This window comes from Dolichospermum sp. UHCC 0352, assembly GCF_009711925.1.
GTDB classification, from domain to species: domain Bacteria; phylum Cyanobacteriota; class Cyanobacteriia; order Cyanobacteriales; family Nostocaceae; genus Dolichospermum; species Dolichospermum lemmermannii.
In genome coordinates, this window is record NZ_VIKY01000303.1 from 1 (window position 1) to 19,061 (window position 19,061).

At 37.5% G+C, this 19,061-nt stretch carries 17 protein-coding genes and 4 pseudogenes; 9 read left to right on the forward strand and 12 right to left on the reverse strand.

What is annotated here, in order from left to right:
• Positions 1-460: pseudogene (locus tag FJR06_RS21985) on the forward strand (hypothetical protein); the annotation flags it as partial.
• Between the two features lie 5 nt (positions 461-465).
• On the opposite strand, the pseudogene FJR06_RS21990 reads toward FJR06_RS21985, so the two are convergent.
• From FJR06_RS21990 to FJR06_RS24580, 3 genes and pseudogenes are all read right to left on the reverse strand, one after another.
• Positions 466-627, reverse strand: a pseudogene (locus tag FJR06_RS21990) (Uma2 family endonuclease); the annotation flags it as partial.
• Positions 628-806: 179 nt separating this feature from the next.
• Entirely contained in the window at positions 807-1,910 is a 1,104-nt protein-coding gene (locus FJR06_RS21995) for a GTP-binding protein (protein ID WP_041458360.1), read from the reverse strand.
• Between the two features lie 210 nt (positions 1,911-2,120).
• Positions 2,121-2,246, reverse strand: a pseudogene (locus tag FJR06_RS24580) (Uma2 family endonuclease); the annotation flags it as partial.
• A 149-nt stretch (positions 2,247-2,395) separates the two neighbouring features.
• Here FJR06_RS24580 and cysS point away from each other — a divergent pair.
• The 4 genes from cysS (at position 2,396) to FJR06_RS22015 (ending at position 7,676) form a co-directional block, all read left to right on the forward strand.
• Positions 2,396-3,856: a cysteine--tRNA ligase gene (gene cysS / locus FJR06_RS22000; protein WP_015079984.1), complete on the forward strand. Its 1,461-nt coding sequence runs from the start codon at positions 2,396-2,398 to the stop codon at positions 3,854-3,856.
• Positions 3,857-3,984: 128 nt separating this feature from the next.
• Positions 3,985-5,421, forward strand: a complete 1,437-nt coding sequence (locus tag FJR06_RS22005) for a TldD/PmbA family protein (protein ID WP_168652274.1) — start codon at positions 3,985-3,987, stop codon at positions 5,419-5,421.
• A 132-nt stretch (positions 5,422-5,553) separates the two neighbouring features.
• Positions 5,554-6,318, forward strand: a complete 765-nt coding sequence (locus FJR06_RS22010; protein ID WP_168652275.1) for a Uma2 family endonuclease — start codon at positions 5,554-5,556, stop codon at positions 6,316-6,318.
• 8 nt (positions 6,319-6,326) lie between these two features.
• On the forward strand, positions 6,327-7,676 hold the full coding sequence (locus tag FJR06_RS22015) for a TldD/PmbA family protein (RefSeq protein ID WP_168652276.1): 1,350 nt from the start codon (positions 6,327-6,329) through the stop codon (positions 7,674-7,676).
• A 149-nt stretch (positions 7,677-7,825) separates the two neighbouring features.
• On the opposite strand, the gene FJR06_RS22020 is transcribed toward FJR06_RS22015, so the two are convergent.
• The 3 genes and pseudogenes from FJR06_RS22020 to FJR06_RS22030 form a co-directional block, all read right to left on the reverse strand.
• Positions 7,826-8,041, reverse strand: coding sequence for an NAD(P)H-quinone oxidoreductase subunit O (locus FJR06_RS22020; protein WP_015079980.1), 216 nt, complete (start codon positions 8,039-8,041; stop codon positions 7,826-7,828).
• Positions 8,042-8,304: 263 nt separating this feature from the next.
• Complete coding sequence (locus FJR06_RS22025; RefSeq protein ID WP_168652277.1) at positions 8,305-9,336, reverse strand: hypothetical protein; 1,032 nt, start codon at positions 9,334-9,336, stop codon at positions 8,305-8,307.
• Positions 9,337-9,372: 36 nt separating this feature from the next.
• Positions 9,373-9,519: pseudogene (locus FJR06_RS22030) on the reverse strand (zinc finger domain-containing protein); the annotation flags it as partial.
• 196 nt (positions 9,520-9,715) lie between these two features.
• Here FJR06_RS22030 and chlP point away from each other — a divergent pair.
• Complete coding sequence (gene chlP, locus FJR06_RS22035) at positions 9,716-10,936, forward strand: geranylgeranyl reductase (protein ID WP_148764917.1); 1,221 nt, start codon at positions 9,716-9,718, stop codon at positions 10,934-10,936.
• Positions 10,937-11,013: 77 nt separating this feature from the next.
• Here the strand turns inward: chlP and FJR06_RS22040 are convergent, their stop codons facing one another.
• The 5 genes from FJR06_RS22040 to rpmI form a co-directional block, all read right to left on the reverse strand.
• A complete protein-coding gene (locus FJR06_RS22040) occupies positions 11,014-12,996 on the reverse strand; it encodes a primary-amine oxidase (RefSeq protein ID WP_168634324.1) in 1,983 nt (660 codons plus the stop codon).
• Between the two features lie 324 nt (positions 12,997-13,320).
• Positions 13,321-13,845 carry a tetratricopeptide repeat protein gene (locus FJR06_RS22045; RefSeq protein ID WP_015079975.1) on the reverse strand — a complete coding sequence of 175 codons (525 nt, stop codon included), beginning with the start codon at positions 13,843-13,845 and terminating at the stop codon, positions 13,321-13,323.
• A 70-nt stretch (positions 13,846-13,915) separates the two neighbouring features.
• Positions 13,916-14,701: a transporter substrate-binding domain-containing protein gene (locus FJR06_RS22050; protein WP_168652278.1), complete on the reverse strand. Its 786-nt coding sequence runs from the start codon at positions 14,699-14,701 to the stop codon at positions 13,916-13,918.
• Between the two features lie 110 nt (positions 14,702-14,811).
• A complete protein-coding gene (rplT, locus tag FJR06_RS22055; protein WP_015079973.1) occupies positions 14,812-15,168 on the reverse strand; it encodes a 50S ribosomal protein L20 in 357 nt (118 codons plus the stop codon).
• Between the two features lie 20 nt (positions 15,169-15,188).
• The gene (gene rpmI / locus FJR06_RS22060; RefSeq protein WP_015079972.1) at positions 15,189-15,386 is read right to left on the reverse strand and encodes a 50S ribosomal protein L35; all 198 of its coding nucleotides are present in this window, start codon (positions 15,384-15,386) and stop codon (positions 15,189-15,191) included.
• 595 nt (positions 15,387-15,981) lie between these two features.
• On the opposite strand from rpmI, the gene FJR06_RS22065 reads away from it, so the two are divergent.
• The 3 genes from FJR06_RS22065 (at position 15,982) to FJR06_RS22075 (ending at position 18,669) form a co-directional block, all read left to right on the forward strand.
• Positions 15,982-17,532 (forward strand): serine/threonine-protein kinase, encoded by a 1,551-nt coding sequence (locus FJR06_RS22065; protein WP_254434468.1) that lies wholly within the window; start codon positions 15,982-15,984, stop codon positions 17,530-17,532.
• A gap of 580 nt (positions 17,533-18,112) precedes the next feature.
• Complete coding sequence (locus FJR06_RS22070; RefSeq protein ID WP_015079970.1) at positions 18,113-18,379, forward strand: type II toxin-antitoxin system ParD family antitoxin; 267 nt, start codon at positions 18,113-18,115, stop codon at positions 18,377-18,379.
• On the forward strand, positions 18,376-18,669 hold the full coding sequence (locus FJR06_RS22075; RefSeq protein WP_015079969.1) for a type II toxin-antitoxin system RelE/ParE family toxin: 294 nt from the start codon (positions 18,376-18,378) through the stop codon (positions 18,667-18,669). Before FJR06_RS22070 ends, FJR06_RS22075 begins: the two co-directional genes overlap by 4 nt.
• 178 nt (positions 18,670-18,847) lie before the next feature.
• On the opposite strand, the gene FJR06_RS22080 is transcribed toward FJR06_RS22075, so the two are convergent.
• The coding region (locus tag FJR06_RS22080) for a DUF4351 domain-containing protein (protein ID WP_168652279.1) at positions 18,848-19,061 on the reverse strand (214 nt) is incomplete at its 5' end.

Here is a 19,061-nt window from a genome sequence, read left to right on the forward strand (position 1 = left end):
GATTTATAATTGCAGGTCGCTACAGATACAATCAAAACAATTGTTAGGGACTGAAGAACAAAAGTTTGAATTATGTCATCTGTATAGTAATAATCCTCTGAAAGTTAAAATTGTTGTTAATACCATCATTGAATTATTTAATGGTAATATTGAAAAATTCCTAGAACAAGATACATTATTAGTCAGTAATTATATTAACAGCTTACTGGAACAGCAGTTAAATCCCCTCTCGGTTCTAGAATGGCAAATTATGTACTGTCTGTCCACTGACCAGCAATTAACAACTATTACTGATTTAGCACCAAATCAAAATATATTACCGACTGTTTCTAAATCCCAACTTTTACAAGCAATAGAAAGGCTATATTCACGCTCTTTAATAGAGAAAGAAGCGGGTAAGTACACTTTGCAACCTGTTCTCAGGGAGTATGTCATGGAACAATTTATTCATAAATTATGATTTGATTATATATAAGCTTTAAAAATATGATTTGCAGTAAGATCTAATTCAGGAAAAGTTTGGGAAATAATCCGTTCATGATCTCGAAACTTGCTAATTTGATATTCTTGATCAATTAAATTACAAACAGAGATTGTCGGTTGTTTAGGATTACCAATAAAATTCCTTATACAGCACTTTCCGGTGTTATGAGGTACATATCCAGCGGGCAAGATGCCCGCACTACAAAAGTTTTATAATTCAAGTTTGTACCTCATTAGAGCGAAATCTGCTGTATTATAGCATTGACAAAAAACAAGAACCCCGACTTCTTGAAGAAGTCGGAGTTCTGGATATTATTTAATTACTACTTCCCAAATCCTTTACCTTTACTAATAGAAGGAAGACAAATACAGTTTTCTAACTGCTGAAGTAAGGTTTCGGTATCCAGATTTTGACCAATTAACACTAACTGATTTTTCTTTTCTCCTTTCCATTGATCATCATCAATAGTGAAGCGTTTACCGCAAAGATGGAAAATATGACGTTGGGGACTTTCATCAAACCACATAATTCCCTTAGCACGGAAGACATTTGTGGGTAATTGGTTATCTAAGAAATGTTGAAACTTTCTAATCGAAAAAGGTTTATCACTTTGGAAAGAAATAGAGATAAAACCATCATTTTCTAAGTGGTCAGAATGATGATGATGTTGATGATCATGGTGGTCATGGCCACAGGTAGAATGATCATGATCATCGTGATGTTCATGTCCACAATCATCATGATCATGATGTTCTTCTGCGTGGTCATCAAAATATTTATCAGATTCAAACAAACCAACACTAAGAATTAAAGGTAGGGGAACTTGGGATTTTGTCGTGCGAATAATTCTGGAACCTTCCTTAATATTGTTGATTTTTTTCTCCAATTCCTGCAAAGTGGTTTCATCAACTAAATCAGTTTTATTGAGAATAATGACATCACCATAAGTAATTTGACTCAAAGCCGCTTCAGAATTGAATAAATCTAAGCTATAATTTGCCGCATCAACTACAGTAATAATAGAATCCAACCGAGTTAAATCTCGCAATTCTGAACCCAGAAATGTCATAGCTACGGGTAAAGGGTCTGCTAAACCAGTTGTTTCTACAACTAGATAATCTAGCTTTTCTTCCCTTTCTAAAACCTTGTAAACAGCATCAACCAAGTCATTATTAATTGTGCAACAAATACAGCCATTACTTAATTCCACCATGTTTTCATCAGTGGAAACAACCAATTCATTATCAATACCAATTTCGCCAAATTCATTCACTAACACAGCAGTTTTTACACCTTGCTGATTTGTGAGAATATGATTGAGTAAAGTCGTCTTACCACTACCAAGGAAACCCGTAATAATTGTTACTGGTAAACCTTGTTTGGTCGCTGCCATTGGGTGAGATTCTGTAGTAACTGATGATGTCATAGTCATAAAGGAGGATTTTGGTGTATTCTAAATTTTATCTTGATTTTGTCCACTCGGCGTTAGAGTAATACCAAATTAAGATGAAGCTGTATAGAATCAGATTTCAAGAATAATTGACCGCAGATAAACGCAGATAAACGCAGATGAAGACGGATGAATTTATGGATTTCATGATTCTGTGCCGTCTCATATAAAATTGGTATAACATATTTACATACCAGCTTGAAAAATCTGGTTAACACTGAGGGTAAGCTCTGGGAAAGTTGGTGATACTATAGTTTGATTTTCTCTAAATTGACTAACTCGATATTCTCCATTGATTAAATGATAGATTGAATCATACTTTACCTCCAGGTGTTGACAAGATTACGAAGTATTACTAACAATAATCATAGCCAATTATTAGCTACTAAAATTTTCATTTACGCCATTGTCATCAACTTGCGTTATCATTGTTTATCGTCAGATTGCCTTATTCCTCTATTATGACCCTATCTATTTACAATACCCTCACCCGTCGTCAAGAACAATTTACCACCGTTGAACCTGGCAAAGTTAAGATGTATTATTGCGGCGTGACGGTTTATGATTACTGCCATTTGGGTCATGCTAGAGCTTGTATTGTTTGGGATGTAGTGCGTCGTTATCTGCAATTTATCGGTTATAATGTCCGCTATATCCAAAATTTTACGGATATTGATGATAAAATTCTCAAACGCGCCAGAGAAGAAGGTTCTTCCATGGAAGTTGTCGCCGAAAAATATATTCAAGCATATTTTGAAGATATGTCGCGGTTGGGAATTAAAGAAGCTGATGAATATCCCCGCGCTACACATACAATGAATGGTATTCAGAGATTAATTCACGATTTAGAACATAAAGGTTTTGCGTATCCGTCTCACGGTGATGTGTATTATGCAGTCCAGAATTTTGCCGAATATGGCAAACTTTCGGGACGGAAATTAGAAGATATGCAAGCCGGTGCAAGTGAACGGGTAAACGTCGAAGACCCAGAATATCAAAAGAAGCGATACCCCTTTGATTTTGCCCTGTGGAAGTCTGCAAAACCCGGTGAACCCGCGTGGGAGTCTCCTTGGGGAAAAGGTCGCCCCGGATGGCATATAGAATGCTCGGCCATGGTACGCGATCGCTTGGGTGATACCATAGATATTCATGCTGGTGGTGCTGACTTAATTTTCCCCCACCATGAAAACGAAATTGCTCAATCGGAAGCCGTTACCGGCAAACCTTTAGCCAATTATTGGTTACACAACGGCATGGTCAAAGTAGATGGGGAAAAAATGTCCAAATCCTTGGGTAATTTTATCACCATTCGTCAATTATTAGATCGGGGTGTAGATCCAATGGCCGTGCGTTTATTTGTGATGATGGCACAATATCGTAAACCCATAGATTTTACCGATGATGCTATATTGGCAGCAACCAACGGCTGGCATACTATCAAAGAAGCTTTATTATTTGGACATCAACATGGTAAAAAACTAGAGTGGGATGAATCTAACCAAATCCAAAATTCCGAGATTGAGAGATTTCAAGAAGCCGTTAATGATGATTTTAATTTTCCTGGTGGTTTAGTAATAATTTTTGAATTAGCCAAAGAACTAAATCGGGAAAGAAACATCATTGTTCATCAAGGAAAAACAACAACCCCAGCTAACGAACTACTGCAAAAATGGCAAACCCTAATTACATTAGCAGAAGTTTTAGGTTTAACCGCCAAACCAGAAACAGAAACTCCTAAACAGGATGGTATAAGTAATGCAGAAATTGAGGAGTTAATTCAAAAAAGATGGGAAGCAAGAAAAGCAAAAAACTTTGCAGAAAGTGATCGCATTCGTGATGAACTTTTAGAAAAGGGAGTGGTCTTAACTGACACAAAAGATGGAACATTTTGGCACCCTGAGATTATACCTTTAACAAAATGACCATTAGTTTAATTTAATTGATACGAAATAAGCTACACGCTGGCACAGATAATAAATTTAAAATTCCTCTCTGCGCCTGGAGCGTCTCTGCGTGCAAAAAAAATAATTCTCAATTTTTACTTAACACAATGTGGAAACAATTAACAACCGCAATTTCTCATTTAAACATCCCCGCTGACTGGGTAGGAATTAGAGCCGTAAAAACAACTTCAACCCATCATTCCGTGCGTGATGGTTTACCCCAAAGCAATGGTAAATCATTAAACATGGGAGCAATGATAGAAGTCATAGTTGATGGTTGTTTAGGTTATGCAGCCACCAACTCCTTAGATATTTCCAGCTTACAAAACGCTGCGGAAATCGCCTATAAACAAGCATTAGCAGCTAGTAAATGGTGGATATATCCCCTGAGTGAAAATACCCGTCCTCAAGTAGTTGGTGAATATAACTCACCATTTTTAGAACCATTTAACGCTTTTAGTCCTGGAGAAATCAACAACTTACTAATTCGGATTTGTCAGCAACTCAAAATTAACGATAAAATCATTCAAACTACAGCCACCGTCGGCACAGATCAAAAAGAAACTTGGTTTGTGAGTAGTAATGGTTCCGAAATATATCAGAATATTCTATCTCTTAGTCATCATTTTGGAGCGATCGCTCAAGATGGTACAATTGTCCAACAACGCACCAACAATGGTGCTTACGCTAACTCCTATCAAGGTGGTTGGGAACTGTTTAAACAAGATAATTTATGGCATCAAGTTCAACAAGTTGGTGAACAGGTATTAGAATTATTAACAGCAGCAGAATGTCCAAATACTCGGACTAATTTAGTTTTAGCACCAGATCAAATGATGCTACAAATTCATGAAAGTATCGGACATCCTTTAGAAATTGACCGCATTTTAGGAGATGAACGCAACTATGCTGGAGGTAGTTTTGTCACCAAAGATGATTTTGGTAAATTAGAATATGGTTCACCGCTCATGAATATCACCTTTGATCCTACAGTACCAGGTGAATTTGCCAGTTATAGTTTTGATGATAACGGTGCAGTAGCTACCAAAGAATTTATTATTAAAAAAGGGATTTTACAACGAGGTTTAGGTAGTTTAGAAAGTCAAACCAGAGCAAATTTACCCGGTGTTGCTTGTGCGCGGGCTTCTTCCTGGAATCGTCCTCCCATAGACAGAATGGCTAACTTAAATTTAGAACCAGGAAATGCCACTTTTGAGGAAATTATTTCAGGAATAGACCATGGAATTTACATGGAATCTAACCGTTCTTGGTCAATAGATGATCAACGTTATAAATTTCAATTTGGTTGTGAATATGCAAGATTAATTGAAAATGGTAAACTTACCAAAACCCTCCGGAATCCTAATTATCGCGCTACTACACCAGAATTTTGGCATAGTTTAATTCAAGTTGGAGATAATAGCAATTGGCAAATTTATGGAGCGCCTAATTGCGGCAAAGGAGAACCAAATCAAATGATTTTTGTAGGCCATGGTTCACCAGTTTGTGCATTTGCAAATATTGAGGTTTTTGGTGGTGGTTAATGAATTTTCCGCTTTAGGTTCTGGTGAGTTAAAGTAGGTTGGGTTAAGCAACAGCGCAACCCAACAGAAAGAAATATATTGATCTTGAATTAATGCTACAATAAAAAAGTAACTACTTGAGGCCATATCAATATGATCATTGCTCAAGAATTAGAATCACAACAAGACATCTCCGCAGATGTAATATTTCCTCCTAGTGATTTATATAGTGATGAACCTCCCGTGGAAACTGAACTACATCTACGACAAATAATTTTACTTTTCAAATGTTTAGAATGGTTATGGAAAGATAGAACAAATTTCTATGCTGCGGGAAATTTGACTATTTACTATAGTCCTAATCAGAAAAAATCACAATTTTTCCGAGGTCCTGATTTTTTTGTTGTCTTGGAAACTGAACGCAAAACCCGCAAAAGTTGGGTAGTTTGGGAAGAAGACGGTAAATACCCTAATTTCATTTTAGAAATTCTTTCACCCAGTACAGCTAATACTGATAGAGAATTTAAAAAAGAACTTTACCAAAATACTTTCCGCACACCAGATTACTTTTGGTTTGATCCTTATACATTAGAATTTGCAGGTTTTCATTTAATAGATAATAAATATCAACCTTTAGAACCCAATAAACAAGGATATTTATGGAGTGAACAGTTAGGGTTATATTTAGGAATTAATCAAGGACTATTAAGGTATTTTACCCCAGCAGGAGAGTTAGTGCCGACACCAGAAGAAACCGCAGAAGAGGAAACTAAAAAAACAGCAATACAAGTGCAAAGAGCAGAAATACAATCCCAAAGAGCAGAAATAGAATCCCAAAGAGCAGAATGGGAAGCTAGAAGATCAGAACGTTTAGCAGCAAAATTGCGAGAACTAAATATTGACCCAGATACAATTTAATTTAAAAAATGAAACCAGAAGAATTATCAACCCTAGAAAAAACTTTTAATCAACTTGTGGAAACTCTGCTGATTAAAAAAGCAGAAAATGAACATTTTACAGTGAGACTTAGCAGCGAAAGCAGTCAATTTACTCGCTTTAATTCTGCTAAAGTTAGACAAACAGGTTATGTTCAAGACGGTTCGATTCAATTGACCTTAATGGCCAATCAACGTAGTAGTTTTCGTCAATTTTCCTTTACTGGAAATTGGGATATAGATTGGGAATTAGCTTATACAGCTTTACAAGAATTACGTCATGAATTGCCTTTATTACCAATTGATCCTTATTTAGTGATACCATCAGGAAATAATATCAGTCGAGAAGTTAATACTGGTAAATTACTGACTCCAGAAATATTAGTTCCCAGTATTCTCGAAACCGTTGCTAATTTAGATTTTACCGGAATGTATGCTGGAGGAATTGTCATTAGAGGTTATGGTGATTCTAGTGAACAAAAACATTGGTTTGTCACTGATTCATTTAATTTAGATTATTCCTTATTTATGACATCAGCACAAGCTGTTAAAGGAACTTTTGCCGGTAGTGAGTGGAATGAAACTGCTTATTTAGCTAAAATAAATGATGGAAAAAAGCAGTTAGAAATGCTATCTCGTCCAGTTAAAGAATTACCCAAAGGACAATATAAAACCTATTTTGCTCCCGCTGCGGTAGCTGATTTATTAGGTATGCTTTCCTGGGGTGCTATTAGTGAAGCGGATATCCAACAAGGTAATAGCGCCTTAGCTGCTTTATCACGTCAAGAAAAACAACTTTCCCCAAAATTTACTTTAAGAGAAAATTTTCAAAGTGGTTTAGTTCCCAGATTTAATAATTTAGGAGAAATGGCTGCATCCGAATTAACTTTAATTGAAAAAGGGATTTTAATTAATAGCTTAGTTAATTCTCGCACAGCGAAAGAATATCATAAACCCGCTAATGGTGCGAATGGTTCAGAAACCTTACGTTCTCCCGAAATTAATCCTGGTAATTTGGCATTTGAGAAGATTTTACCCAGTTTAGATACAGGGTTATATGTTTCTAATTTACATTATTTAAACTGGAGCGATCGCCCATCTGGGAGAATTACAGGGATGACTCGTTATGCTTGCTTTTGGGTAGAAAATGGCGAAATTATTGCCCCCATTGCTAACCTACGCTTTGATGAAAGTCTCTATCGTTTTTGGAGTGCAGAAAATCTCATTGATTTAACAAACTTCCAGGAATTTATTCCCGAAGTCGGAACTTACGAAAGCCGACAATTAGGAGGAAGTTTAGTTCCTGGTATGTTGGTGAAAAATTTCACCTATACATTATAAATCTTATCAACCTTAGATTCCCAACCGCAATACATATTAGGGAGGGAATTGGGGCTGAATCTTGATTCTACCACTTGTTGGGTAGTTCCACGCTGCCCTTAGGGTCAGGCGTGGGGCTTCTGTCGGTTAAGCTAAAGCACAATTACCAATTAAACAAACTCTTCCAACTGTTCTAACTTTAACCAAATATTTGGCGTTGGCACTTGTCCAAACTTCACCAAAGCATAATCACCCTTAATATCGACAATTTCCCCCTTAGTTTCAAACAAATAACTAGGAAAGCGGGAATCACTAGCTTTAGCTTCTAGACTATTTTCCAACTTTTCCCGAATAGCCCGCACCATATTGCCTTTTTTAACAGCCATAAATTCCCCTCGTTCCAAAATAAACGCTTTTACTCAAAATTTTATCTTGTACCCAGACACAAAGGTAATTTCTTTCCTCAAAAAACATAACCGCCTACCTTGGTAGTAAGCGGTTTCAGAAAATTAATATTTAGTTTAACATAGTTCTTCCTTATCAAGTTCATGATAACAAATCCCAAAGCAATTGTCAACCCCCCAATTCTCTATTTTCGCGCTTTGATTTATTTGTAAATTCTGCGGGGGGTTGCTGATTTTCGCCTCAATTATTGTGCAAATCTAGCTAATAACTCCTCACGAGATAATTGTAGAAGCAAAGGAGTAAATTCTTCTCTATTCATGGCAATTAGAGGGTTGATAATTGTTTGTAGCTGAGAATCAACCTGTCCAAACCGGACTTGCATGATACTTTCAATCATAGCGCGTCGTTCCCTTTCTACACCTTCTTGTCGTCCTTCTTGTCGTCCTTCTTGTCGTCCTTCTTGTCGTCCTTCTTGTCGTCCTTCTTGTCGTCCTTCTTGTCGTCCTTCTTGTCGTCCTTCTTGTCGTCCTTCCTCAAGTCCCTCTTGAAGTCCTTGTTTTTTAAGTGCTTCTAATTGTTGTTGATACATTTCCGATAATTTCATAATCAACTCCTGATCATCTTTATCAATATCGTGTTCTTGTCGTTGACGTGCAGATAACACAGCAATTAGGTTATGTACCAATTGTATGACATCCGCAAGGAAGGGACTATTATTTGCCAGTGCTTCTAATTCTTCAACCGCTTGTCGTTGTACTTTCCCTTTCCCTAAAATTCTCAGAAATAGGGTTTCTGGTGTGTTGGGGAGTTGGTGAATCGCAATAATTACGGTTTTTAAGCCTTCTCCCAAAAAATAAATCCCTTTTCCCCAGTTTTCTTCATCTCCAGTTGTATTAAAACTTGTGAGAAGTTCCGCTGACGCAGTAGGAGAAAAAATCCATAGCCGGGGTAATTCGGCTTCATTTATACGGTTATTATTGCGATTAGATTGACGCTCTATGTCTCCATGGATGTCAAATAATTTACCCATGCAACTGCGAATTTCACTTTTAGTGACAGCATTACGGAATGGTTCGAATATAGCATAATTTCTCACCATCCGTCCCAATATTCCTAGGGCTTCCAGGCTTTGTGTTGGTTGGGGTGAAGGAATAAATACAACGTCAATTTGTCTGACTTCTGCTGTGATATCTTTACTGGTTTCTACTTGACCATAGGGTGTTAATAGTTCAGTTAGATATTGTTTGGCAAATTGATCATGGATAAAGCGAGTCATTTAAGTTGATTTGAAGACAGAAATATGAATTTAACACTAACTTTGAAATTGAGAACAAAAATGACTGGAACGCCCACCTAATTTAATGCGTTGGATAATATTACCACAAACCTTACCAAGTTAGCCAGTGCGGTAAGCTTCACCGCCATAATTACCATTAACGCCTTTAACACTCAATAAATTCATCAACAGAAAATAGTGAAGGTATTGTTAATTACCATTGATTAATCTCTACTTATAGGATAAGAAATGTGGGGTTTTTATATCGAAATATTAAGGAATATTGCATTTCTATCAAAACATAGAGCTATAGAAGGAATTCAGCCAAAAGTCCGTGATAGGATACTTTGGGAAAATGTTTATAATTGGGAGAAAACCTTTGACACTACGGGTTGCTGTTGTTGGTTCAGGACCTGCGGGTTCATGCGCTGCTGAAACACTAGCTAAAGCTGGGATTGAAACCTATTTATTTGAGCGGAAGCTAGATTACGCCAAGCCTTGCGGGGGTGCTATTCCCCTCTGTATGGTGAAGGAATTTGACTTACCTCCAGAAATTATTGACCGTCAAGTCCGCAAAATGAAAATGATTTCTCCCTCTAATCGTGAGGTTGATATCAATCTAATCAATCAAGATGAATACATAGGAATGTGCCGCAGAGAAGTGTTGGATGGCTTCTTGCGAGACCGGGCGGAAAAATTAGGGGCAAATTTAATTAACGCCACTGTTCATAAAGTTGATATTCCTGCCGGCAAGTCTGACCCCTATACAATCCACTACGTTGACCATACAGGAGAAGGAGCGCAGGGCGTTACTAAAACCCTGAAAGTGGATTTAATCGTTGGTGCGGACGGGGCAAATTCCCGCATTGCTAAGGATATGGGTGCTGGGGATTACAATTATGCGATCGCTTTCCAAGAACGTATTCGTCTTCCCCAAGACAAAATGGCCTATTACAATGAACTCGCCGAAATGTACGTTGGCGATGATGTTTCTACCGACTTCTACGCTTGGGTATTCCCCAAATATGATCACGTAGCGGTAGGTACTGGCACAATGCACATCAACAAAGCCAGAATCAAACAATTCCAAGCTGGTATTCGCGCCCGTGCTTCTGAAAAACTAGCCGGCGGTGAAATCATCAAAATAGAGGCACACCCCATCCCGGAACATCCCCGTCCCCGTCGCGTTGTTGGACGCATAGCCTTGGTAGGAGATGCTGCTGGTTATGTTACCAAGTCTTCTGGTGAAGGTATTTATTTTGCGGCTAAATCTGGCAGAATGTGCGCCGAGGCCATTGTAGAAGCAGCTAACGGCGGTGCGCGGATTCCCACAGAAGCCGACCTCAAAGTATACCTGAAACGTTGGGATAAGAAATACGGACTCACCTACAAAGTATTAGACATTCTCCAAAACGTCTTCTATCGTTCCGATGCTACCCGCGAAGCATTTGTAGAAATGTGTGATGACATGGATGTACAAAAGCTAACTTTTGATAGTTATCTTTATAAAACTGTAGTTCCCGCTAACCCCTTCACCCAATTAAAAATTACTGCCAAAACTCTTGGTAGCTTAATTCGTGGTAACGCCCTTGCGCCCTAAAAGGGGACATGAGAAGCCCAGAAATAAATTTTGGGCTTCTTTTTTTCTGGGTGAATAAATTACATATTATTTTTGTTTCACTCACCCAAATTAATCGCGGGATTCCTCTTAAAAAATCCCCTGGGCATCAATTTAAAACCAACGCGGTGAGTTGGCATTACAGGCCAATCTTCTGGACGGGGAATATGAGTGATTCCCATTGTGTACCAGACAACTAGATCTTCATTATTCACAGATTCATTATCACCAATATATTTTGGTAAACCCTCCCCCAATTGCGTTTGATTGGGATAATCTCCACCTGCATACATTTCATTGGGTTTATATTTTGTCACCCAAAAATGATGAGTTGCAAAACCTGCTTTTTTCCTAATATTGGCACCTTCTACCGCATACAAAATTGTATTTCCTCCTGGCATTAACATATATGCAGGTGAAACACCTAAATTATTTTGTTTATTTGCACTAGCAATCATCCATTCTCGACTGTGTTGAATATCCATATCACGCACAGCAGATTTTTCGGTTTTTAGTGGAGTATCTTCTACAGTTATGGCATTGCCTAACGGGTTTTTATCACCCATTGGTAACGCTTCTACATTCATTTCCATTACAGAATTAGCTTGTCCATCTATATCTAAATCTAAGCGATAATTGAAAAAATGCTGATGATTTACACCAAAGATATTTTTAGCTAATAATCTACCAAATGACTTATTTTCAGTTTGTTTTATGCTGGCTGTTCCCTGGACTAAATCAATTCCCGTTAACTCATTCTCTACTTCTAAAGTACCGTCTTGCCTAAATATCCAATTGATACTGTAATCATAGTTATCAACTGTTGCCATCATTTTCATGACTAATTCACGATTACGACGGATATATTTTTGTTGATTTCTGTAATTAAAATGTTTCCACAGGATACCGTTATCTCTTTCATAGATACCAATTAATCCAGGTATGGTAAAAGGTTCTCCTTCAGGATTAGCAAACACTGTATTTAATAAAACTCCATTTTCAGGAATTTCTTTACCTAATTCTAGTTTATTCGCTAATAATCCCAAATTATATTCTCCCACATCAAAGGCATTACGAAATGACCAATTGGGCTGAGGATGACCGTAAGGAACTGCCATTTCTGAAAGACTACCACGATATAAAATTGATCTATCTTTTTCACCATCATTATATTTGACAAGATACAAAACTAAACCTTCGCGGGGGTGCATTAAATAACGAAATTTCCAACCTTGCCAAGTAATTTCATTACCTTTAATTTGGAAACTTGTTCCTTCTGGTTGATTAATATTTAATGTTTTTGGTGGTGCAATTACTTGACTAGAAGCATTAACATCATAATCCCAATTTTCTTGGGAAAGAGGAACTATCCCATTATCAACAAAGCTATCAACTTCACCTTTATTTAAATTAACTGTAACTAAAACGCCTTCTATGGGACGGGCATAAAAATTCCAATGTTTACCTTGATAATAAGATAATGCTCGACAAATTCGATTACCAGATTTTGCTTCTGCTTTATTGAGTATTCCTGCTCCCCAACAACTTATTTCTACATTTTTAAAATCTTTAATTCCCCGTTTTTGCATAGCTATTTGCCAACGTAAATCTGATTTTACGACTTCGTTAGCTATGGCATAATCTGGGTTTAAAATAGCAGGTTGTCCGTGAGGTATTTCTTGCCAGGAAGTGAGATTTTTAGTATTTAAATTAACTGTTCCAGTAAAGGTTTTATTCAGTTCGATTTCATAAACTTGCAAAAAAACCTGGCGGAGAAATGATTTACCAGGTGTAAAATTTAAGACTGCTTTTTTATCGGGTTCTTGTAAGGAAATTATGGGAAAAATTGCGGTTTCACTGAGATTTTTTTGCTCTTTAACTATGGTAACTGCTGTATTAATTTCTTGTTCTGTTAAGGGGTTGAGAGGGTGTGGAATTATCGCTTCTTCAGCTAATACAATGTTAGAAAATCCCCAGCAGATATTAATGAAAATAATAATGCTAATAGTTAGCCTGTAAAAAAGATTTAGCCTCTTAATCATCTTGCACATTTTTCTGAAAAAGTACATTTATTGATTCCTCAACTAAAGATGAGAAACAGTAAGATTAAGAGGATATTTTAACTTTCCTCGTTCCCTGTATGGGAATGAATTCTAGTAGTTCGTCAAATTTATTTTAACGGGTAATGATCGGAAAAAACTTCTGTTGTCCCTCCCCTACTCCCCCTGCCCCTCTTCTCCCCCTGCTTGCCTTTATCCGTCATTTTTGGATTGACAGACTACTAGAAGGCTCTGCCTTTGATAAAAGTAGAGGCAGAGCATCTATGATAGCATTCCTAGTCAGAGACTGGGAACGAGATAATTTACTTATATAGAAACTAAGCGACGTAAAGATTCAGCCCGACGTTTAGCAACGGGGTTATTAGGTGATAATTTGAGTGTTGCTTCATACATTTCCAAGGCTTGAGCATTCAATTTTTTCTTCTCATAAGCGTGTCCGAGATTATTTAAGGCTGATACATAATCTGGGTTCAATTTAATCGCTTCTTTGTACTGACGAATTGCTAAGTCATATTGCTCTTGAGCAAAGTAAACATATCCCAAACCGTTGTAAATGGGAGCAATAGATTCTTCTCCCTCTTCTTCGGCTGCTTTGAGAGATTTTTGAAATAGGGGTATGGCTTGGCTAAATACTTTTTTCTCTGAATAGATACTAGCTAATTCATAATATTCTTGAGCCGTACCTTTTTCTTTAGTTAATTTGTTTTTTAACTTACCTAGAGAGTTTTCAAGTTTGCGGGTTTTGAATACTTGACGAAAAACACTCACACCTGCAAATGCAAGTAAACCAACAAAAATTGACAGATAAATGACGACTAAATTGCTATCCATTTTCTACAAATACAAATTATTAAAATACCCTATCTATTATCAGTTATTAGGTTGTATATTTCTCACTAAATTACGACAATCCCCAATATTCTATCCGTTCTTTTAGCCAACCTGTAACTGTATAACGAGCGATCGCTTCATTCACGTTACGTCTTAACTCATCATACTGCAATCCCTTTGGCATAACTACAGATAATGGTTGTGCTGATAATTTAGTTGTCAATATGTGATATTCAGGATGTACTTGCACCCAACCACTAAGAACGCTGACATCCGCTGCAAAACCATCTACCTGATTATTTTCTATTTTTTCCCAGCCTTGGGCGTAAGAATTTACGCCGACCAATTCAGCAGACGGTGTAAAATATTTTAAGTATCCAACAGTGCTAGAGTTGTTGAGAACGGCTATTTTCCCTTTGTCTATATCTTTTAATTCTTGAATAGATGTATTTTTTGTAACTATTGCCGCCCCATCATAATAATAAGGAACACTGAAGCTAACAATGCGGGAACGTGACTCTGTGGCTGTGACTCCAGCAATAGCCAAATCAACTTGTTGATTAAATACTACAGGTAAGCGATCGCTATTGGCTACTGGTTGCAATTTCACAGCATCAGCTTTACCCAACAAATCACTGGCCAAACGTTTGGCTAAATCAATCTCTAACCCTTGTAAATTGCCCTTGTCATCCCTAAATCCCAAAGGACGAAGATTATCCTTAACTGCCATATTTAAATAGCCTCGCTGCTGAATTTCCGCCATTGTTGCGGCAGATGCAGTTAAATTTCCACTGAGAAAAGACAGCCAAAAAATCAAAAATAGGGTAGCGGATAATACCAGATGTAACTTATTCATAATCGCTCTGCGTTTTACTCCAATTAAAAATGCCAAAAAGTTTCTTGATTTTTAATTTTCAATTCTCCGAAGTGCCATCTGTTACATCCGTTATTCATCCGTTGCCACCTTTATCCGTTAACCGAGTTAGCGAGTTCGGCAATTTTAGCGAAGCTTGCAGGATCAAGAATTGCCAATTGTGCCAACATTTTGCGGTTTAGTTCCACATTGGCCTTTTTCAAATTACCAATCAAACGGCTGTAGCTTAAACCGTGTTGTCTAGAAGCTGCATTAATCCGCGCTATCCACAGACGGCGAAAATCACGCTTCTTCTTTTTGCGATCGCGGTAAGCACTGCGAAGAGCCTTCATTACTTGTTGGTTAGCGGTTCTAAACAAAGTTGAGTGAGAACCACGGAAACCTTTAGCTAATTTGAGAATTTTATTGCGGCGTTTACGAGCTACATTACCGCGTTTTACCCGAGTCATATCTTATTACCTGTGATCTTTTACAAATATGGAAGCATTAAACGCACGTTAGGTTCGTCCCGTTCATGAACAATTGCCATCTTGGACATATTGCTCTTTTTGCTAGAGGATTTATGCTCTAACAAGTGGTTTTTGAACGGTTTACGGCGGACGATTTTACCGGTACCGGTGACGCGGAATCTCTTCGCCGCAGCCTTGCGAGTCTTTAATTTAGGCATGGTCTGGCTTTAATTCAACACAATCTACTATTATATATGAGAAAAGGCAAATTGTATGCCCCCTTGGCAAGATCGGCAAGGATTCCCAAAATATCTTAATTCAGGACTTGACAAGGAGAAAATTTTAGTTTACACTAATGTTAGGAGTGGAAATCTGTCCGCGCATATATAGTAAACTTTTGGATTGTCTGAATCAGGATTTACAGGATTTTAGGACTTACAGGATGTTGGTTTGCGGTGGAGATTTTTGATTTTCAGTTTTTTATATGATTCTTGACATCAAGACTTGACAAGATGCGATAATTGGTTTACACTAATGTTAGGAGTAGAAATATATCCGCGCATATATAGAGTCAATTTTTAAACTAATAACTAAAGATCCCCGACTTCTTTTATCGGTGATTCTGTATCAAAATAAATTATCCTAGAAGTCGGGGATCTAAATCCTGTACATCCTTAAATCCTGGATATCCTGATTAAGACAATTAAACGCAGATGAACGCAGATAAACGCGGATGTTATACTAATTATTAATTTCTCTCCCAATCCTGTACTTCGACTTCGCTCAGTAACCAGACATCCTGATTCTGACAATATGCAAACCTGGACACCTAACACCCCACTACAGAATGGACAGTATATCATTAAAAGAGCGATCGGTGGCGGTGGCTTTGGTGAAACCTATCTTGCAGAAGATACAGAAGAAAACAGGTTGGTTGTGATTAAAACCCTCAACCGCGAACAACGCGAAAAACCAGACTTTGCGGAAAGACAAAAGAGGTTTAGAAAAGAAGCCTTAGATTTATCAAAATGCTATCATCCCCATATTGTCCAAGTTTACGACAATTTTCCCGAAGATGGACTTTGGGCTATTGTCATGGAACACATTGACGGTGATGATTTAGCAGCTTATGTGGAAAACTACACGGCTGAAAATGGTTACTTGTCAGAAACCGAAGCTTTGCGCTACATTGACCAAATCGGACAAGCTTTAGAATGTGTTCATGAACGGAAACTTTTACACCGAGATGTGAAACCCAATAATATTTTGTTGCGACGGGAAAGCAAGGAAGCGGTATTAATTGATTTTGGGTTAGCGCGGGAATTTCAACCTGGTAAAATCAGAAGCATGACAGCGACGAAAACGGAAGGTTATGCACCCATAGAACAATATGAACGGCGTGGAGATTTTGGTTATTATACTGATGTTTATGCTTTAGCGGCGACATTATATAGTTTATTAACGAATAGAGTTCCCATTCCTGCTAATTATCGCGCTGAGGAAGATGTCAAGTTATCACCACCGCAAAAATTTAATCAGAAAATTAGTGATAAGGTAAATGCTGCTATTCTCAAAGGGATGGAGTTAGAACCAGTCAACCGTCCCCAAACAGTGCGGGAGTTTCGGGAAATATTGGGTTTAGTGGTTAAACCTGTTGTGAATATTTCCATACCACCACCTGTTAATAATAATCCTGTTTCAGTGCAGGAAAGACAGCAGAAAAATATCCCTACTCCTCAACTTGAAAATTCTTCCTCTTTCTTATCTAAGATGAAAGAAATTTTCATTCCTCAAAATTCCACACCTCAACCAATAAACCAAGAAGTACAATTAAAATCATCCTGTGGAATGGACGATAAGAAACTGCGTGACTTACTCAAAGCTGGAAAATGGAAGGAAGCAGACGAGGAAACAGCAAGGGTAATGTTAGCAGTTGCGAAACGGGAAGAAACAGGTTGGTTAGATGTTAATAGTATTGATAATTTTCCCTGTGAAGACCTCCGCACCATTGACCAGTTGTGGGTAAAATACAGTAATGGTCGTTTTGGTTTTTCTGTGCAGAAACGGATTTATCAAAGTTTGGGTGGAACGAGAGAATATAACTCAGAAATTTGGGAGAAGTTTGGGGACAAGGTAGGATGGATAAAAGGAGGGAAGTGGTTGTACTACAAAGATATTACTTTTGACAAGAAAGCGCCGGAAGGACACCTCCCCTCGGAGGGAGTGAGTGAGTTGACAAATGTTGCGTATTGTTTGTGTACTCTTTTGGCACTGGGGACGGAAATTAAGGATTTCTACCCACCTTTGGGGTGTGGACGTGGTTTCTCTTCTCTCGCGTCGAGACTTGTAAGTTGTAACATTTAAGAGTTACAGAAAATTATTAAGTCTGAATCAGGATATCTGGTTACTGAGCGAAGTCGAAGTACAGGATTAAAGGATTTACAGGATGTTAGTTTGCATCTAAAGATCCCCGACTTCTGCGATAATTAATGTGATAAATGAGAAGATTGTTAAAAGTTGTCGGGTATCTGAAATTCTCAATTGTCTGAATCAGGATGTCCAGGATTAAAGGATGTACAGGATGGTAATTTTTTGATGGTTTGTTGGTGATGAAAGTTGTATTTGTCAGAATCAGGATAACCAGGATTAAAGGATTAACAGGATGGTAATTTATAGATGGTTTAAATTATTCAAAAACAATCATTCAAAAACATCCTGAAAAATCACCAACTCCCCACCAAAAATCATCCAACAACATCCTGTAAATCCTCAAATCCTGGAAATCCTGATATGGCTAACGCCACGCTACGCTATCAGACAAATAAAAATCACCAACTCCCCACCAAAAATCATCCAATAACATCCTGTACATCCTCAAATCCTGGACATCGCGATTCTGACAATTACGTTTATAATGAAAATTATCAGTTATAGGAAATAGACAATGAATATTACCCTAAAACCAGAACAAGAACAGTTTATTCACAACCAGTTAGCTCAAGGGAGATTTCCTAATGCTGAAGCAGTCATTAATCAAGCTCTAGAACTTTTACAAGAAAAACAACGAGAATATGAAGACTGGGTAGAAGATGTGAAAATTAAAGTTAATGAAGCCGCAGCAGAACTAGAACGAGGGGAAGGAGTTCCTTTAGAAACAGTTGTTGAACAGATACAGGCAAAATTTCGTCATGCGCGAGAGGAGAAAAAATGAATCAATGTTTGATTTCACCTCTAGCAATTCGAGATTTAGATAGCATTTCTGAATACTTTTTAAACAGAAATATTGAAGCGGGAGAAATACTCTTTCAAGATTTCACAAAAAAGTGTGAAAAATTACTGCAATTTCCTAATATGGGACGCAGTTACGAATACATAAGACAGGGAATGCGTGGACTTCCTTTAAATGGTTACATCATTTTTTATCAAGTTGTTGATAATAATGTGGAAATTCTTAGAGTCGTAAATGGTCGTCAAGATTTAGAAGCTTTATTTGCAGAATAGGATAGTTTATTAAATGAGAATCTTGATCATCAATCAAATAATATCTAAAAAATTCCCCACATCACAAAAATCCTGACATCCAAAAAACTTCAACGCAAACCAACATCCTGTAAATCCTAAAATCCTGGATATCCTGATATGGCTACGCCACGCTTCGCTATCAGACAATTAAATAAACCTACTTGTCTATCTCAGATTCTAACCATGTTTTCAAGTCATTAATATCTGTAAAATCCAACAATGCTTCTCCCAGCTTTTCCAGTTGTTCTATATTCAAACTGTTGATATTTTCGATGTAAATATCTTTCAATTTTCCAAATCTTTTCGATAACTGACGTATCAATAAAATCATCTCACCATCTTGTCTACCTTCTTCTCTCCCTTCCTGCTTG

Excerpts from the sequence above, each read along its gene's own strand:
- FJR06_RS21995 (WP_041458360.1), bottom strand. The coding sequence starts at position 1,910 with ATGACATCATCAGTTACTACAGAATCTCACCCAATGGCAGCGACCAAA.
- cysS (WP_015079984.1), top strand. The coding sequence starts at position 2,396 with ATGACCCTATCTATTTACAATACCCTCACCCGTCGTCAAGAACAATTT.
- FJR06_RS22005 (WP_168652274.1), top strand. The coding sequence starts at position 3,985 with ATGTGGAAACAATTAACAACCGCAATTTCTCATTTAAACATCCCCGCT.
- FJR06_RS22010 (WP_168652275.1), top strand. The coding sequence starts at position 5,554 with ATGATCATTGCTCAAGAATTAGAATCACAACAAGACATCTCCGCAGAT.
- FJR06_RS22015 (WP_168652276.1), top strand. The coding sequence starts at position 6,327 with ATGAAACCAGAAGAATTATCAACCCTAGAAAAAACTTTTAATCAACTT.
- FJR06_RS22020 (WP_015079980.1), bottom strand. The coding sequence starts at position 8,041 with ATGGCTGTTAAAAAAGGCAATATGGTGCGGGCTATTCGGGAAAAGTTG.
- FJR06_RS22025 (WP_168652277.1), bottom strand. The coding sequence starts at position 9,336 with ATGACTCGCTTTATCCATGATCAATTTGCCAAACAATATCTAACTGAA.
- FJR06_RS22040 (WP_168634324.1), bottom strand. The coding sequence starts at position 12,996 with ATGATTAAGAGGCTAAATCTTTTTTACAGGCTAACTATTAGCATTATT.
- FJR06_RS22045 (WP_015079975.1), bottom strand. The coding sequence starts at position 13,845 with ATGGATAGCAATTTAGTCGTCATTTATCTGTCAATTTTTGTTGGTTTA.
- FJR06_RS22050 (WP_168652278.1), bottom strand. The coding sequence starts at position 14,701 with ATGAATAAGTTACATCTGGTATTATCCGCTACCCTATTTTTGATTTTT.
- rplT (WP_015079973.1), bottom strand. The coding sequence starts at position 15,168 with ATGACTCGGGTAAAACGCGGTAATGTAGCTCGTAAACGCCGCAATAAA.
- rpmI (WP_015079972.1), bottom strand. The coding sequence starts at position 15,386 with ATGCCTAAATTAAAGACTCGCAAGGCTGCGGCGAAGAGATTCCGCGTC.
- FJR06_RS22065 (WP_254434468.1), top strand. The coding sequence starts at position 15,982 with ATGCAAACCTGGACACCTAACACCCCACTACAGAATGGACAGTATATC.
- FJR06_RS22070 (WP_015079970.1), top strand. The coding sequence starts at position 18,113 with ATGAATATTACCCTAAAACCAGAACAAGAACAGTTTATTCACAACCAG.
- FJR06_RS22075 (WP_015079969.1), top strand. The coding sequence starts at position 18,376 with ATGAATCAATGTTTGATTTCACCTCTAGCAATTCGAGATTTAGATAGC.